The 16,727-nt window shown below is 65.2% G+C and carries 11 protein-coding genes and 1 pseudogene; 10 read left to right on the top strand and 2 right to left on the bottom strand.

What is annotated here, in order from left to right:
• The 10 genes and pseudogenes from A2Z13_07480 (at position 1) to A2Z13_07525 (ending at position 13,359) form a co-directional block, all read left to right on the top strand.
• Positions 1 to 2,294 (top strand): annotated as a pseudogene (locus A2Z13_07480) (hypothetical protein).
• A gap of 6 nt (positions 2,295 to 2,300) precedes the next feature.
• Positions 2,301 to 3,497, top strand: coding sequence for a hypothetical protein (locus tag A2Z13_07485; GenBank protein OGP76680.1), 1,197 nt, complete (start codon positions 2,301 to 2,303; stop codon positions 3,495 to 3,497).
• Positions 3,494 to 4,999, top strand: coding sequence for a hypothetical protein (locus A2Z13_07490; GenBank protein OGP76681.1), 1,506 nt, complete (start codon positions 3,494 to 3,496; stop codon positions 4,997 to 4,999). Before A2Z13_07485 ends, A2Z13_07490 begins: the two co-directional genes overlap by 4 nt.
• A gap of 32 nt (positions 5,000 to 5,031) precedes the next feature.
• On the top strand, positions 5,032 to 6,630 hold the full coding sequence (locus tag A2Z13_07495; GenBank protein OGP76682.1) for a hypothetical protein: 1,599 nt from the start codon (positions 5,032 to 5,034) through the stop codon (positions 6,628 to 6,630).
• A complete protein-coding gene (locus A2Z13_07500; GenBank protein OGP76683.1) occupies positions 6,620 to 7,498 on the top strand; it encodes a hypothetical protein in 879 nt (292 codons plus the stop codon). Before A2Z13_07495 ends, A2Z13_07500 begins: the two co-directional genes overlap by 11 nt.
• The gene (locus tag A2Z13_07505) at positions 7,495 to 8,391 is read left to right on the top strand and encodes a hypothetical protein (protein OGP76684.1); all 897 of its coding nucleotides are present in this window, start codon (positions 7,495 to 7,497) and stop codon (positions 8,389 to 8,391) included. The genes A2Z13_07500 and A2Z13_07505 overlap by 4 nt, the downstream gene beginning before the upstream one ends.
• Complete coding sequence (locus A2Z13_07510) at positions 8,388 to 9,491, top strand: hypothetical protein (GenBank protein ID OGP76685.1); 1,104 nt, start codon at positions 8,388 to 8,390, stop codon at positions 9,489 to 9,491. Before A2Z13_07505 ends, A2Z13_07510 begins: the two co-directional genes overlap by 4 nt.
• A gap of 10 nt (positions 9,492 to 9,501) precedes the next feature.
• Positions 9,502 to 10,515, top strand: coding sequence for a hypothetical protein (locus tag A2Z13_07515; protein ID OGP76686.1), 1,014 nt, complete (start codon positions 9,502 to 9,504; stop codon positions 10,513 to 10,515).
• Positions 10,516 to 10,656: 141 nt separating this feature from the next.
• Complete coding sequence (locus tag A2Z13_07520) at positions 10,657 to 11,184, top strand: hypothetical protein (protein OGP76687.1); 528 nt, start codon at positions 10,657 to 10,659, stop codon at positions 11,182 to 11,184.
• Between the two features lie 12 nt (positions 11,185 to 11,196).
• Positions 11,197 to 13,359 (top strand): hypothetical protein, encoded by a 2,163-nt coding sequence (locus A2Z13_07525; GenBank protein OGP76688.1) that lies wholly within the window; start codon positions 11,197 to 11,199, stop codon positions 13,357 to 13,359.
• A 12-nt stretch (positions 13,360 to 13,371) separates the two neighbouring features.
• Here the strand turns inward: A2Z13_07525 and A2Z13_07530 are convergent, their stop codons facing one another.
• Entirely contained in the window at positions 13,372 to 14,502 is a 1,131-nt protein-coding gene (locus A2Z13_07530) for a hypothetical protein (GenBank protein OGP76689.1), read from the bottom strand.
• On the bottom strand, positions 14,499 to 16,727 hold a 2,229-nt coding region (locus tag A2Z13_07535; GenBank protein OGP76690.1), incomplete at its 5' end, for a phosphoketolase. The genes A2Z13_07530 and A2Z13_07535, both read right to left, overlap by 4 nt.

Genomic DNA, 16,727 nt, shown 5'->3' on the forward strand with positions numbered 1-16,727 from the left:
TGGTGAAGCTCCCCAAGGAAGGCAAGGTGGAGCGGTACTTCTTCAAGGCGGATCTTAAGGCTTCGATGTACGCCATCGTCGCGGTCACGGAGAAGGGGAAACCGGTCGCGGGAGCGGACGTCGCGGTCCAGGGGAAGAAGGTCGGGACGACGGACGAGAACGGCGAGTTCCGCTACGAATACAAAACGGCGCCGAAGAAGGGCGTCGAGTTTTCCGTGAGCAAGCCGGGATTTGCCCCCTGGGGCGCCAAGGTCGGGAAGCTCAAGCCCGGCCAGAAGATCGAGACAGCGCTTTCAAGGCAGGCGGTCATCGGCGTTTCGTGCCTGACCGACGAATACGGCCGCTCCCGCGGGATCGCCGGCGTCGACGTGTCCGTGGACGGCAAGACAGCTGGGAAGACGGACGCCAAGGGGGCCTTGACCTATAAGTACGGGGGCAAGCCGGGGAAGAAAGTCCGGCTGGCCCTCACCGCACCCGGCTACATCCCGGCGGAGTGGGAGACCCAGGTGGTCCTGCAAGGCGAGGTCAAGATCCAGCGCTTCTTCTCTTCCGCCGCTCCCAGGGCGATCCGGACGGGGATCTACGGCTTCGTGAGCAATACCCCGGGCGCGGACCTCCAGGACTTTGTCCTGCGGACGGGGGAGGCGGTCTCGGCCCAACTCTTCCGGTACTCCGCCTTCCGCGAGGTCCCGGCCGCGACGCTCCAGGCCGCCATGAAGAAGGCCAAGCTCCCCATCGAAAAGGCGACGGCCAAAGGATGGCAGAAGACTCCGCTCGCCGACCTGGTCGACATGATCGTCCTGGGGAGCGTCGCCATGGACGAGAAGGGCTACCTGATCGAGACCCGGTTCTACGCCGCGGGGGGCAAGCTGATTCTGTCTCTCATCGATCGGGTCAAGGACGCGGACGCCATCCCTGCCGCCGCGAAGGAAATCGCCGCCAACGCGGTCGAGCGGTTCCCCTTCGAAGGGACCGTGGTCGCCGCCGAGGAGGACCGTTACCGGATCAACCTGGGGAAGGCCGGGTACGGGGTCGGCAAGGGAACCGAGTTCGACCTGGCGGCGCCGGTAGTCGACAAGACGGGCAAAGTGACGGGGTACCGCGAGATCGGGATCCTCAAGGTCAAAAAGGCGGAAGAGGCGGGATCCTGGGCGACCGTCGAGGACTTGAAGGCCGGCGAGAAGATCTCCGTGGGCGACCGGGTCGTGCGCTTCGTCCCCCGGGAAGGGGAGGGCGGGGATGTCTTCACCCTCTCGGTCAAGGGGGGCTTGCCGCCCGACGTCTCGCCGCTTTCGGGGGTCAACGTCTATTTGAACGGCGAATGGATCGGCTCCACGGGCCCGGACGGCAAGTCGACGGCGCCCGTCCGCCTGGGGAAGAATTACAACCTCCTCCTCTACAAGCAAGGGTACCGGCAGGTCAGCGAAAAGATCCAGGTCGGTGCGGCCAAGGAGACGAAGGAGTTCGTCCTCACGGTCAACAATTCCTTGTTCAAGGTCGACTCCGTGCCCTCCGGCGCCGACGTCGTCGTGGACGGGACGCCCATCGGGAGGACCCCGATCGCCGAGGGCAAGCTCGTCCCGCTGGGGTTCCACACGGTCCGGGTGTCGGCGGGCGCCGATTTCCGGGACTTCGAGGAAGTGATGGAGTTTGCCCGGGACGTCGAGGACCGCACCGGAAGCCTCAAGATCGTCCTGTTCAAGGATTATCTTAAGATCGGCGAGCGGGCCGCGAGGGCCGGGAACATGGGAGCCGCGATCCAGGCGTACGGCGCGACGGAGAAGGAGCACCCCGATTATTCGGAAGCTCACGGCCGGCTCGGGAAGATCTACCTCGACGAGAGGAACGACTTCGGGGCGGCGATCCGCGAGTTCGAGAACGTCCTCTTCCTGCCGGCGAACCGCCAACTCATCTACAAGCAGTTCGCCGTGATGTTCACCAACCTGGGGCACGCCTATTACGAGAAGGGGAACGAGCTCGTGAACCGGGACAAGGAGGCCGCCGCCCAGAACTTCACCAAGGCGCTCCAGAACCTGCAGACGGCCCGGCAGAACATGCGGTTTTTCCCGACCCAGCGGCACGAGGAGGCGGTGCACGATACCTACTACTACACGGCCCTGTCCTATCACAAGCTCTACCTGATGACGAAGAAGGCCTCGCTTCTGGACGGCGCCAACAACGCGTGGCGGGACTATTTTGACTTTTTCCCGTCGAAGCTCGAAGGGCACGGCGCCTTCGAACAGAGCCGCCAGGCGGCCAGGAAGTACTGGGACCAGATCCGGGACAAGATGTAACGGATCATGAGGGAACGGACGACGTGGGCCCGGCGGCGGCATCGCGTCGCCGCCCGCGCCGCGACGGCGGTTGTACTCGTCGCTCTCGGGATCGCCGCGGGGTCCCCGGCGGAAAACCAGCCGGACCCGATAGAACCCCTGCATGTCCGTCCCTTGGCCGGACTTGCGCCGGGCAGCAACGATTCCAACCCGGCGTGGTCTCCCGGCGGCTCCCTCATTGCCTTCGAGCGGAGCCGGGGGGACGGGAAGGAGATCGTCATCGTGCGGCCGGACGGCACGTTGGCGGATACGATTTATCACCAGGGCGAAGGCGGCGGCGAAAGGCCGTTCCTTCTTCCGGGCGACTCCGGCGAGGAGAGCTACAACGCGGGGATCAGCTGGTCCCCCTCCGGGAAACGGTTCGTGTTCATGAGCAACGGAGGGGAAGGGAACTACGACCTCTTCCTGCGGGACCTCGGCGGTCGGACAGCGACGCGACTGACCGACCATAAGGAGAAGGATGGGCACGCGCACTGGTCGCCCGCTGCCGACAACCTGGTGGTCTTCGTGTCGGGCCGCACCGGGAAAGGGGACCTCTACTTCATGGACGTGTCGAACCGGACGGCGACGCGCCTGACGCCGGGAGGGATGTCGTATCTCTACCCGATGTGGTCGCCGGACGGGAAAAAGATCGCCGTCACCCACGGCAGCAACGAAAACCACGATATTTACTTGATCGACGCCGTGGTCCTGCCGGGGGGGCGGGAGACCGGAAGAGCCCTGACATCGTGGCCCTGGGACGACCTCCGGCCCGTCTGGTCGCCGGACGGGACGAAGATCGCCTTTTACTCGAACTACAACCCCGCAGGCGATCCGAACGTCTGGTCCATCCTCGTGGTTGCCTCCGACGGGACGGACCCCGGGGAGGGCGAGGGGCTCGCCGCCAAGGTGGTGGCCGAGGACGTCATCCCGGACGTGGAGACGGGGCCCGCCTGGATGCCCGACAGCGCGGGGATCGTCTACGTGAAAAACGATCGACAGGAGTACAACCCGATCTACATCGTGGACTTCAAGTCCGGAACCGAACGTCCCGTAAGGACCGGGACGAAGATGAACCACGATTTGAACTGTTCGCCGGACGGCCTGCTCGCCTTCCGCGCCCTGGTCGACCAGTGGGACCACATGTTCATCGCGAAGCTCAAGAATAAGGCGCCGTATCAATGACGGGGACCTGCCTCCGCCGTTTCCGGGGTGCTTCCGCCGTTCTCCTCTGTCTGGCCGGGGCAAGCGTGGCCTTCTGCGCGGACGACCCCGTGGCTCGAGGAACGAAGCTTTTCGAGAGACGCCATTACGGGGAGGCCGCCGGCGTGCTTCAGCCGTACCTTTCCTCGGCCGGGTCCGGCGCGCCGGGACAGGCGGCTCTGATCCTGGGCGCCGCCTATCTGAAGAACGCCGCGCTTCACCGCGCGCTTTACCGGACCTCCGTGGCCGTCCACCTCGATTACCTGAAAACGCTCTCGGGTGAAAGGGGCCGGGGCGGAAGCTCCCTGGCGGACCTGTATCTGGGCGAGACTCTCCTTGCGGCGGGAAGGCCCGGGGAAGCGAAGACGCAATTGACGAAGTTCCGCGCGAAGGCGGGGAAAGGAACGGCGGAGGAGGCCATCGCGGCCATCGGCTTGGGGCTTTGCCACTACAGGCTGGGCGAGGCGCAGAAGGCGAAGAGCTTCTGGTCCGGCGTGGACGCGGCCGACCTGGAGGTCAAAACCGAGCTCGCGGCGGCGTACTTCTCGGCCGGGCTCGGTGAAAAGGATGCCGTGCCGATGTGCGAGGAGGCCTTGGGCGCGCTTGCGAAGTCCGGCAGGAGGCCGTCGATGCGGGTCTTGAAGAGCATCGTCGGCGTTTACGCCCGGGCCGGGCGGACCGAGAAGGGGCTCGATCTCCTTGCGTCAGCGGACCTCAAGGCCTTCTCCCGCGAGGAAATCCTGGGGAAAGACAAGGTCATCCGTTTCTACGACCTCGCGCTGCTCGATGGCCTCGCGACTCTCTACGGGAAGGCGAGCATCGTCTGGCTCGGAAAGGCGGCCGCTTCCCCCGCGACCAGGGATGCGGCGGCGTACTACCTCGAGGAGGCGTATGCCCTGCTGGGGACCGGCGGGCCGTCCGAGCGGGCGAACGACGCCTTCTTTGCCGCCTCGAAGATGCCGCAAACCTACAAAGACAGGGCGACCGTCCGGAAGGCGGCCGACCGGTACGCGGCGGGGGGCAAAGGCGAGGCGATGCGGCTCTGGGACGATTTTTCCCGGAAGCAGCCGGCCGACTCCGACCTCCTCGCCGAGATCATCCTTGCGTGCGATCGGGTCGCCGCCGACTGCCAGGACATCGTGGGCCGCGCCTCGGCCCTTGCGGAGGCGGGGGAGGGGAAGCGGTTCCGGGCGCTCCATTTCGCCCTTGGCCGGCACTACCTGTCCCGGAAGGAGTACGCGAAGGCCCTCTTCCATCTCGAGGCGGGGCGGGACAAGGGGAACAAGAACAAGATCGAGTCGAACGACCCCGAGATGCTCGCCGCCCTCGCCGAGGCGTATTACCGGGTCAAGAAATTCTCCGAGGCCCAGGAGATCTATTTCGAGATGAGCAAGAGCTTTCCGGCCGTGCGCCAGATCCAGGAAGCCCTTCAGGGGATCTACTCCCGGGAGCAGAAGAGCCCGGGGGACGTGAGAATTTTATAGGCACCGGAACGATCCACAGGGAGGAGGACGTTATGAAAAGGTTATCGGTCGTTATTTTGTTCGTATTCGGCTTGACCGCCGCCTCGGCGTGGGCGGCGGGTCCCGGGAAGGACGGCCGGCCGAACGGGGGGACCCTGAACTACGGCGAGTACGGCCGTCCGGCGACCCTGGACCCCGTCACCAGCAACGAGATGGTGTCTCTCCGGATCACGGAGCTCGTCTTCAACGGGCTGGTGGGGATCAACGAGAAGCAGGAGATCGTCCCCGAGCTCGCCGAGCGCTGGGACGTTTCGAAGGACGGGCGCACCTACGTCTTCTTCCTGCGCAAGGACGTAACCTGGCAGGTACGGCCCGGCGAAGCGCCCAAATCCTTCACGGCGGACGATGTGGTCTTCACCTACAACATCATGATGCACCCGAAGACCATCACCCCCTTGAAAGTCCGGTACGAGTTCATCGAGAGCGTGGAGAAGGTCGACGACCACACCGTCCGGTTCACTCTCAAGCGGCCGATTCTCAACGCCCTGGCCAAGTTCACCTTCAAGGTCATCCCGAAGCACGGCCCGGCCAACCCGACGTTTCTCACGCGGGAAGACCCGTTCGTGCGCCGTCCCATCGGGACCGGGCCGTATCAGCTGAAGTCCGTCGCGGGAGACGGCGAGATCACGCTCGCGGCGAACGACGCCTACTTCAAGGGCCGTCCCCACATCGACACGATCGTCGCCAAGCCCTTCGCCGACCAGAACATCATGACGCAGGCGCTCATGTTCAACGCCATCGACATGATCGTGCTCGTGAACCCGCGGTACCTGCCCGAGATCCAGGGGGACAAGCGCTTCGTCCTCCAGCCGTACAACGCCCTGTCGTACTCCTTCTTCGGGTACAACCTGCGCAACCCGTTTCTCTCCGACCGGCGTGTCCGGAAGGCGTTCACCTACGCGCTCAACCGCCAGGAGATGCTCGACTCCTTCTTCGGCGGACAGGGGACGATCATCTCCGGTCCCTTCGCGCCGGGGAGCTGGGCCTACAACCTCGACGTGGCGCCCCTGCCCTTCGACCCCCAGGCGGCCGCCGCGCTTCTCAAGGAGGCGGGCTTTTCGCCCGGGACGGACGGGATCCTGCAGAAGGGAGGGAAGAAGCTCGCCTTGACGCTCAAGGTCCCGATCGAGAAGGAGAGCGAGGCCGTCAAGCGCGTCGTGCTCGCCTTCCGGAACTATCTCAAGAACGTGGGCGTCGACATCAAGGTGGAGTTCGAGGAGTGGCAGGCGTGGAAGGGGAACGTCTTCTTCGAGCACGATTTCGACATCATCTTCGCCACCTGGGTCTTCGACGATTCGGCGGATATCTCCTCCCTGTTCCTCACCGCCGAGATCGGCCCCTGGAAGAACAACTTCGGCGGCTATTCGAACCCGGAAGTGGACAGCCTCCTCATGGAGAGCAAGCTGACCCTCGACCACGAAAAGCGCCGGACGCTCAACCGGAAGCTTCACGCGGTCCTCGCCGAGGAGAACCCGTACACCTTCCTCTGGACCCTGACGAACTACACGGCGTACAACAAGAAGATCCGGCACGTGGCGATTCAACCGTACAAGTTCTTCTCGTACGCGGACGATTGGTTTATTGAACCTTAAAGGCGTCAAGCCGGTCGCCCGGGTCCTGGCCCGGGAGGTCGCCGTGACCGCGCTCCTCCTTCTGGGAGTGAGCGTGGTTGTCTTCGGCATCCTGTACCTGTCGCCGGGCGACCCGTTCGGGATGCTCCGGGGGAACTTCGGCGCCTCCATCCGCACGGGCCTCCCCGTCCTTGAAGAGATCTTGCGGGTGGGCCTCAACACGCTCCTCCTCACGCTGGGCTCCATGGCGGTCACGCTCCTGGTCGCCATTCCCATCGCCCTGTACGCCGCGGTGCGCGGCCTGAACCGGGTCTCCTTTCCGCTGACGATGGCCGCTTACGTTGTGTCCGCCCTCCCCGTCTTCTGGCTCGGATACGTCGTGATCTATCTCTTCATGCACAAGTTCGGGCTTTTTCCCCTGGCATTCGGGTCTTCGGGCGCCGCGCGAGGGCCGAACCGGCTCTACCTCCTTCTGCCCATCGTCGTTTTGGGCCTGGGCAACGGCACGCTGAGCGAGGTCATCCGCCACCTCCGGGAAGAGATGGGGCGCGTCCTGTCCGAGGATTACGTCCGGACCGCGCGCGCCAAGGGGGCCTCGGTCTGGAAACACGCGTACAGGGAGGGGTTTTTGATTCCGGTCACGGAGATCGTGGCGTCGAAGATACCGTTTCTCCTCGGCGGCGCCGTGATCGTCGAGCAGGTGTTCAACTGGCCCGGGATGGGGAGGATGGCCTGGCAGGCGGCCCAGGACCGGGACTTTCCCGTCATCATGGGGATCGCGGTCATTGCGGCCGTCTTCGTGCGGACGGGGAGCCTCCTTCAACGGTTCGTCTACGTCGCGGTCAATCCCGGGGCGTCGCGGGAAACGATCGAAAGGCGCACCGCTTGAGGAAGCGATACGTCCAGACGCCGGGGGAGAACGCAGACTCCTCCGGCCTCCGCTTCTTCCGGAAGGCGGAGGCCATCGACCTCCTCTTTGTCGGCTACGGCCTGCTGATCGTATTCCTCGTGGCGGCCTCCTATGTCGCCGGGGCGTTCTGCCTCCTGCCGCACGACCCCGAGGCGCTGGACCTTGACCTTCTGCTCGCCCCGCCGGGGACGGCCGGTCACCTCCTGGGGACCGATTTCATGGGGCGGGACATCTTCGCGCGGCTGATCCTGGGGATCCAGGCCTACTTCCTGCCGGGTCTTCTGGCCATCGCCGTCGCGATCGTGCCCGGCGCCGCCCTGGGGGTGCTGGCGGGATATCGCGAGGGGCGGGCCGAAACGGTCATCACCTGGTTTTCCAACCTGGTGGACTCGTTCCCGCGCCTGGTGCTCATTCTCCTGGTCGTCGCCGCGTTCAAGCCGGACATCTACTACATCATGGTCGTCGCGGGGCTGACGAACATCCCGGCGGCCGTTTCGCTCGTCAAGGGCAAGATCCGGTTCCTGAAGGAGAAGAACTTCATCGAGGCGGCCGAAGGCCTGGGGCTGCCGCGGCGCACCATCGTCCTCAAGCACATCCTGTGGCACCATTGCCGGGCGTCGCTCATCATCCGGGCGACGCTGGGAATGGGCGAGGCCATTCTCGTGGAGACGAGCTTGAGCTACCTGGGGTTCGGCGTCCAGGAGCCCACGCCTTCGTGGGGGAACATGGTCCAGTCGGGGGCGAACTACTTCCTCCAGGGGAACTTCTGGCCGTCCACCGTCCCGGCGCTGGCGATCCTTCTCGCCATCCTGGGGTTCCATCTCCTCGGGGACGGGCTCAACAACCTGCTCGAGCGGAAGGCGGCCTATTGAGTGCCCCCCCCCTTCTGAAAATCGAAAACCTGAAGACGTATTTCTTTTCCAAAGGCCGTCAGGCCTTCATCCGGTCGGTGGACGGCGTGAGCTTCGAGATCCGGAAAGGGGAGACGCTCGGCGTTGTGGGGGAGAGCGGCAGCGGCAAGAGCGTCACGGCGCTCTCCGTCATGGGGCTCGTCGGCGCCGCGCCGGGCGTCATCGCAGGCCGGATCGGGCTCAAGACCGACGGCATCCGGAAGAACCTGCTCCAGAACCTTGACGACTACGTGGAGCTCGCCGAGGCCGACGGCCGGGTCGTGGAAGTGCGCAAGGACGTCGTGGGATGGCAGAAAAACGTCGAGCGCCTGATGGGCAAGGTCCGCGGCAAGGCGGTCGCGATGATCTTCCAGAACCCCAAGTCGTCGCTGAATCCGTTCCTCTCCGTGGGACGGCAGATCACGGAGGCGATCCGGCTTCACACGCCTTACAAGGGCGAGGCGGAAGGCAGGGAGCGCACTCTCTACTGGCTCGAGCGGGTCCGGATGGATTCCCCGAGGCTTCGGTTCGACAACTATCCGCGGGCCCTGTCGGGCGGGATGTGCCAGCGGGCGATGGTCGCGATGGCGCTTTCCTGCGAGCCCTCGTTCCTGATCGCGGACGAGCCCACGACGGGGCTCGACGCCACCATCCAGTCGAAGATCGCGGACCTGCTCGCCGAACTGAAAGCGGACCTCGGGGTCACGACGATGCTCATCAGCCACGATATCGGCGTTATCCGCCGCCTCTCCGACAGCGTGGCGGTGATGTACGGCGGGATGGTGGTGGAGTACGGGCCGGTGCGAAAAGTCCTGGCGGCGGGGCCGGAATCCGGCCACCCGTATACCGCGGCGCTTTTGGCCTCGGTCCCCGGCGATCGGAACATCCGGGGGAAGGAGCCCCTCCAGGCGATCCCGGGGGACGTGCCGGATACTATTCATGTCCCGAACGGGTGCCGTTTTTACGGGCGCTGCAGCCGGGTGACCGACGCGGTCGAAAAGGAGTGCGCTTCGCTCCTACCCCCCCTGTCGGAAATCGCCCCCGGACACGCGGTCCGCTGCTGGCTCTACGGGGGGAGTTAAGAGGAGCGCGATGCCTGGGACGATCCTGGAAGTGAGCCGTCTGAAGAAATATTTCTTCCAGCGCCGGGGATGGTTCTCCCCGCTTTCGGGAGAAGAGCGGCTCATCCCCGCGGTGGACGACGTGAGCTTCTATATCAAGGAGGGGGAGATCCTGGGGCTCGTGGGAGAGTCCGGATGCGGGAAGACGACCGTGGGCCGGACGATCCTGGGGCTCACCCCGGTCACCTCGGGGAGCATCCTCTTCGAGGGGAAGGAGATCACCGCCCTCCCCCCGGAGGAGCTCCGGGCCTTGCGGAGCCGGATGCAGATGATCTTCCAGGATCTCGATGCGGCCCTGAACCCGAAGATGCGCGTCCGGGACATCCTCTCCGAGGCGATCCTTCTTCACCACCGGCTGACCGATGCGGAAGTCGAACGGAGAACCGCCGAGCTCCTCGACCAGGTGAACCTGAAGGCGAGCAAGCTCCCGAGCTTCCCCGACGAGCTTTCGGGCGGCGAAAAGCGGCGGGTGGGGATCGCCCGCGCCCTTGCCGTCGGGGCGCGGTTCCTCGTGGCGGACGAGCCGACGAGCGCGCTCGACGTTTCCATCCAGGCCCAGGTCGTCAATCTCCTGCTGGACCTTCAGAAGCGTCTCGGCCTGTCGTACCTGTTCATCTCGCACGACCTGCGTGTGGTGGAGCTCCTGAGCCACAAGGTGGCCGTCATGTACCTGGGAAAGATCGTGGAGATCGGGTTGTCGGAGAGCATCGCCCACGCCCCCCGCCACCCGTACACGCGCATCCTCTGGTCCTCTCTTGTCGAAAAGCAGAGCAGCGAGGTGTTCCGGCAAGCCCACCGGTCATCGGGGAGGAGCTGGGGGGTCTTCGATTTCGAGAGGCCGGCCGCCGGCTGCCGGTTCGCCCCCCGCTGCCCGGTCTACGAGGCCAATGGCCGTCCCGCCGTCTGCACGGACCCTGCGTCCGCACCGCAGCTTGCGTCCGCCGGACCCGCCCACCAGGTGGCGTGCCACTTCCCGCTCTCGTGACACGCCGCCGGCACGGTTTCGGTTTCCTCCTCCTCCCCGGTTGCCGTGCGGGAAACGGTAAAGTTTACAAGTTGTTTTTCCGAATAGAACCGGTGAAGGGAAAAAGGAGGCCAGGCAAGAGAGAGTCCCGGCGTCTTACAGGTGGTGGAAATGGTCCGGAGGGGCATCGATTCGATCGGCCGCAGGGGATTCACCCTCGTGGAAATCATCATTGTCCTTGTCATCATCGGCATCTCGGCGGCCATTGCCATTCCCGTTTATACCAACTATATCAACGAGTTGGCCAACAAGCTCGCCATTAAGAATATCCGGCTGCTGGAAAACGCCATCAAGCAGTATGAGCTTGAAAACATGCGCCTGCCGGATGCCCTTGACAATCTCGCACCCGTTCCATTATTAGACACGCAAGGACAAACCATCACACAGTCTCCCCCATTTCTCGACCCGTGGAACAGGCCTTTCCGGTACCTGAATCTGGCGAACGATAACCCCCCCGCCTATCCCAACGCCCGCAGGGACGGGGCCGACAAGCCGCTCAGCCTGGACTATGACCTCTACAGCATGGGCGCCGATGGATTGACGCAAAAGAGATTGGATAATCCCAGAAGTCTGGACGATATCGTCCGGGCAAGATCCGGCGCATTCGTGAACCTGGCCTCCAAGTACTGACCGGGAACCGGCATGGAACCGACCTTTTCCTCCCTGCGCGGCGTCGTTGCGAAGCGGATCCTCGGTCTCTTCCTGTTGTGCGCCCTCTTCCCGATCGTCACTCTCGCGGCCCTCTCCATCTGGGAGATGTCCGTCAGCCTGAAGGACCAGACCGATCAACGTCTGCACCAGGTCTGCAAGAATATCGGCATGGAGATCCACCAGGAGTTGTCCCCCCTTCACGTCGAATTGGCCGCGCTGGCGGTATCTCCGGACGGGCTCCGATCTTCCGGAGCGACGGAAAGGGACACCCGCTTGACCCGGGAGCGGCATTTCCGCGGCCTGACCCTTTTCCGGGAGCGTTCGGGAGCGGAACCTCTGTTCGGGACTCCGTGCCCGGTCCCGCAACGGACCGATGCCTTGCGGAAGCACCTGGCTTCCGGGAAAGGGGCGGTCTTCGTCCAGGGGGACGCCGGGGCGCCTTCCCGTGCGTACATGGCCGTGGCAGCCGACCGGCGGGTGCCGGAACAAGGGATTCTGGTGGGGGAAATCCACCCGGATTACCTGGGGGAAATCACGGAAAGCTTCATGCCGTCGGAGGGCAACCACGCGATCCTGGATCCGAACGGGGGCATCCTCTACAGTCTCCAGCCGTTGCCGGCGGCGGTCGCCCGGCGCGTCAAGGACGAGGTGCGGCGCGCGATTTCCGGCCGGTTCGAGTGGGACGGGGAGGACGATACCTCGATCGTCAACTACCGGTCGATCTTTCTCAAGGCCAACTTCCTTTCCGAGGATTGGACGGTCGTGGTCAGCCAACCCAAGGGGAAGGCTTTCGCGGCGATAAAAACCTTCACGCGGACGTTTGTCCTGATCGTCATGCTCACTCTCCTGGTGGTCACGCTGCTGAGCATTGTTCAGATCCGCAGGAGCCTCGTTCCCCTGGCCAGGCTCCAGGAAGGGACCCAAAAGATCAGCCGGGGGGAATTCGACGCCCGGGTCGAGGTCGCAAGCGGCGACGAGTTCGAGGAGCTCGCCGGCTCCTTCAACGCCATGTCGGACCGCCTGGCGAAGCAGTTCAACGCCCTGACCGGAACCGGCAGGATCGTCCGGTCGGTTCTTACCGCGCTGGATAAGGAGAAGATCGCCGGCGTCGTTGCCGCGAATTTAGGGTCCGTGATCCCGTGCGATCGTTTCGCCCTCTCCCTGATGGACGGCCCGGGAGCCGGCACGGCGCGCACCTATGTCGATGCCCCGGACGCCGGGTCTTCCCCGGAGCCGGTTTCCTTCCGGACGGTCTTCACACCCGAGGAAATCCGAAGACTCGGGGCAACCGTCGAGGCGCTGACCGTGAAGCCGGGAGACGGCTTCGAAAGCCTGATTTCCTCCATGTCGGGGAACGATTTCTCGACATTCCACCTCCTTCCCGTCTTCCACAAGGATGTCCTGACCGGCGTTCTCGCGCTGGGATACGGGAACGGCCCGGGCCGGGAGAAAGAGGACCTGATCCGGGGACGTCAGATCGCGGACCAGGTCGGCGTCGCCCTGGCCAATGCGCACCTGGTCGAGGAACTCGATCAGCTCAACTGGGGGACCATGGTTGCCCTGGCTCGAACCGTCGACGCGAAGTCCCCCTGGACCGCGGGACATTCCGAGAGGGTGACGAACCTTTCGTTGAAAATCGGCAAGGCCATGGGGCTCGCCGTGGCGGATATCGACATCCTGCATCGGGCGGGACTGCTCCACGACATCGGAAAGATCGCCGTTCCCGGAGCCATCCTGGACAAGCCGGGACACCTGACGGATTCGGAGTATGCCTCTGTCAAGCAGCATCCGGAAAAGGGAGCCCTTATTCTGCAGCCGATCCCGCCCTATCGGGAGGTCGTTCCCATCGTGGCGCAGCACCACGAGTGGTTCGACGGAAAAGGATATCCGCGGGGGCTGTCAGGGGAAGCCATCTTGCTTGGCGCCCGCATCCTCGCGGTGGCCGATGTGTTCGACGCCCTGACATCGAAACGGCCCTATCGGTCGGAATTGAGCGCGGATTTTGCCATGGCCCACATCGTGAAACTTGCGGGCCGGCAGTTCGATCCGGTCGTTGTGCGGGTCTTCCGACGGATCGACCTCCGCGAAGACCCATCCACGGTTCCGCGGGATTCCGCGCCTGAGCACGCGGATTCCGTCGAGAGCTTCGTGTAACGGATTCGCGACCTATGAACCGACCCCTCCGGATACCCGGAGCGCCTCGCGGGCGATGTGGAGGTCTTCCCGCGTGTGGAGGATGAGGATTCGCCCGGAGGAGCCGGTCTCCGCAAGATCCGCGTCCGGGCGCATTGTCCTGTTGCGCTCCGGGTCGAGCCGCAATCCGAGACATGCAAGCCCCCGGCAGATCTCCTCCCTCAAGTCCGCCGCGTTCTCCCCCACGCCGGCGGTGAAGACGAGCGCATCCACACCACCCGGCGCGACGGCGAGCGCTCCGATCGCAGACCGGACGGAGTCGGCGTAGATCGCGAGGGCCAGCCGGGCCCGCCCGTTTCCTTCCTTCGCCGCTTCCTGGACCGCCCGGAAATCGGACGAGACTCCCGACACGCCCAAGAGACCGCTGCGCCGTTGCAGGATCTCGCCGAGTTCCCCCGCGGAGAGTCCCATCCGCTCCATCGCGTAGAGCAGGATCCCGGGGTCGACCGACCCCGCGCGGCTTCCCATCACGAGTCCCTCCAACGGGGTAAACCCCATCGTAGTGGAGAGCGCTTTCCCGCTGAGCGTGGCCGTCGCCGAGCAGCCGTTCCCGAGATGACAGGTGACGGCGCGGAACCCGATAAGCGGCCGGCCGAGGAATTCCGCCGCCCGCCCGGCACAGTAGGCGTGGCTGATCCCATGGAAGCCGAAGCGGCGGATCCCGCGCTCCGCGTACCATTCGTACGGCAGCGGGTAGACGTGCCGGTGGGGGGGAAGGTCCGCGAAGAAGGCCGTGTCGAAGACGGCGACGTGGGGGACGCCGGGGATCGCACGTTGCGCCGACCCGATCGCCGCCAAGGCCGGGGGATTGTGCAGGGGGGCGAGATCCGAGAGGCGCTCGATCTCCTCCAACACCCTGTCATCGATCGGCACGCTCTCCGTGAAGACCCTTCCCCCGTGGACGACCCGGTGGCCGACGGCGACGACCGGGTCGGAGGCGAGGTCGTCCCGGATCGCGTCGAGAACCCCGGAAACCGCATCCTTCAGATCCGCCTCGGGCGTGGGTTCCTCGACGGTCCCCTCCGCCATCGGTTCCGTGGAACGCCCGGAAAAGAGAGTGAACTTGAGGGTGCTCGACCCCGCGTTCAAGACGAGGACGCTCATGGCGTCCACTTCCAGTCGCGGATCTCCGGCATGTCCTCCCCGTGACGATGGATGTATTGCTTGTGCTCGAGGAGCCGGTCCCGGATCTCCTGCTTGGCGTAAGCGACCTTCGCCCCCAGCGCCGCCACCCGGTCGATCACGTCCCCCGCCAGGTGGAACCGGTCGAGGTCGTTCAGGACCACCATGTCGAAGGGGGTCGTGGTCGTCCCCTCCTCCTTGTAGCCGCGCACGTGGAGGTTCCCGTGGTTCGTCCTCCGGTAGGTCAGGCGGTGGATGAGCCACGGGTATCCGTGGAAGGCGAAGATGATCGGCTTGTCCTTCGTGAAGATCGCGTCGAACTCCTTGTCGGAGAGGCCGTGCGGGTGCTCGCTCTGCGGCTGGAGGGACATGAGGTCCACCACGTTGACGACCCGGATCCGGAGCCCGGGCGCCATCCTCCGCAGCAGGGAGACCGCCGCGAGCGTCTCGAGGGTCGGAACGTCTCCGGCGCAGGCCATCACCACGTCGGGCTCGGTTCCGCGGTCGTTGCTCGCCCACTCCCAGATCCCGATCCCCGCCGTGCAATGCCGGATCGCCGCATCCATGGAGAGCCATTGGGGGGCGGGCTGTTTCCCGGCGACGATGACGTTGACGTAGTCGCGGCTCCTCAAGGCATGGTCGGCCACCGACAGGAGGGTGTTCGCATCGGGGGGGAGGTAGACGCGGATGATGTCCGCCTTCTTGTTCACCACGTGGTCGATGAAGCCGGGGTCCTGGTGGCTGAAGCCGTTGTGGTCCTGCCGCCAGACGTGGGAGGTGAGGAGGTAATTCAGGGATGCGATCGGGCGCCGCCACGGGATGTCCCGCGTGACCTTGAGCCACTTCGCGTGCTGGTTGAACATCGAGTCCACGATGTGGATGAACGCCTCGTAGCAGGAGAGGATCCCGTGCCGGCCGGTGAGCAGGTACCCCTCGAGCCACCCTTGGCACTGGTGCTCGGAGAGCATCTCCATGACCCGCCCGTCGGGGGATAGTCCCTCGTCGGTGGGGAGGCGTCCGGCGACCCACGCCTTGCCGGTGGCCTCGAAGACCGCTCCCAGCCGGTTGGAGGCCGTTTCGTCGGGGCCGAAGACCCGGAAATTCCGGAATTCAGCGTTGAGCCTCAGGATGTCCCGGAGGAACGTCCCCAGGACCCGGGTCGCTTCGGCCTCGACGGCCCCCGGGGCGGGAACATCGACGGCGTACTCCCGGAAGTCGGGCATCCGAAGGTCGTGCAGGAGGGTCCCGCCGTTGGCGTGCGGGTTCGCCCCCATCCTCCGGCTCCCTTCCGGCGCCAGCCCGGCGAGCTCGGTGCGCAGGCGGCCGCGCTCGTCGAACAGCTCCTCCGGGCGGTAGCTTCGCATCCACTCTTCGAGAAGCTTCACGTGGTCCGGGCGGGAGGCCATCTCGGAGAAGGGGACCTGGTGGGAACGCCACGTCCCCTCCGAGGGCTTGCCGTCGACCTCTTTCGGCCCCGTCCATCCCTTGGGCGTCCGCAGGACGATCATCGGCCAGCGGGGACGCGCCGCGTCGCCTGCCGCGCGCGCCTTTTCCCGGATTCGCCGGATCTCCCCGACAGCCCCGTCGAGAGCCTCGGCCATCGCCTGGTGCATTGCCTCAGGCTCCTCCCCCTCGACGAAGCGGGGGGCGTAGCCGTAGCCCAGGAAAAGATGTTCGAGCTCCTCCCGGGGAATCCGGGCGAGGATGCAGGGGTTCTGGATCTTGTACCCGTTGAGATGGAGGATCGGCAGCACGGCTCCGTCGCGCGCCGGGTTGAGGAACTTGTTCGAATGCCAGCCGGTCGCCAGCGGCCCCGTTTCCGCTTCTCCGTCTCCCACGACGCACGCGACGACCAGGTCGGGATTGTCGAAGGCGGCGCCGAAGGCGTGGCTCAAGGCGTACCCGAGCTCGCCCCCCTCGTGGATCGAACCCGGGGTCTCCGGGGCGACGTGGGAGGGGATCCCGCCGGGGAAAGAGAATTGCGTGAAAAGGCGCTTCATCCCTTCCTCGTCCCGCGAGACGTCCGGGTAAACCTCGCTGTAGGTCCCCTCGAGGTACGTGTTGGCGACGATGCCGGGCCCCCCGTGTCCGGGGCCGCAGACGTAGATCATATTCAGGTCGTATTCCTTGATGACCCGGTTGAGGTGGACATAGATGAAGTTGAGCCCGGGGGTGGTTCCCCAGTGGCCCAGGAGCCTGGGCTTGAC

The organism is Deltaproteobacteria bacterium RBG_16_64_85 (genome assembly GCA_001798885.1).
In the GTDB taxonomy this organism is placed as follows: Bacteria; Desulfobacterota; Deferrimicrobia; order Deferrimicrobiales; family Deferrimicrobiaceae; genus FEB-35.

Excerpts from the sequence above, each read along its gene's own strand:
- A2Z13_07485 (OGP76680.1), top strand. The coding sequence starts at position 2,301 with ATGAGGGAACGGACGACGTGGGCCCGGCGGCGGCATCGCGTCGCCGCC.
- A2Z13_07490 (OGP76681.1), top strand. The coding sequence starts at position 3,494 with ATGACGGGGACCTGCCTCCGCCGTTTCCGGGGTGCTTCCGCCGTTCTC.
- A2Z13_07495 (OGP76682.1), top strand. The coding sequence starts at position 5,032 with ATGAAAAGGTTATCGGTCGTTATTTTGTTCGTATTCGGCTTGACCGCC.
- A2Z13_07515 (OGP76686.1), top strand. The coding sequence starts at position 9,502 with ATGCCTGGGACGATCCTGGAAGTGAGCCGTCTGAAGAAATATTTCTTC.
- A2Z13_07525 (OGP76688.1), top strand. The coding sequence starts at position 11,197 with ATGGAACCGACCTTTTCCTCCCTGCGCGGCGTCGTTGCGAAGCGGATC.
- A2Z13_07530 (OGP76689.1), bottom strand. The coding sequence starts at position 14,502 with ATGAGCGTCCTCGTCTTGAACGCGGGGTCGAGCACCCTCAAGTTCACT.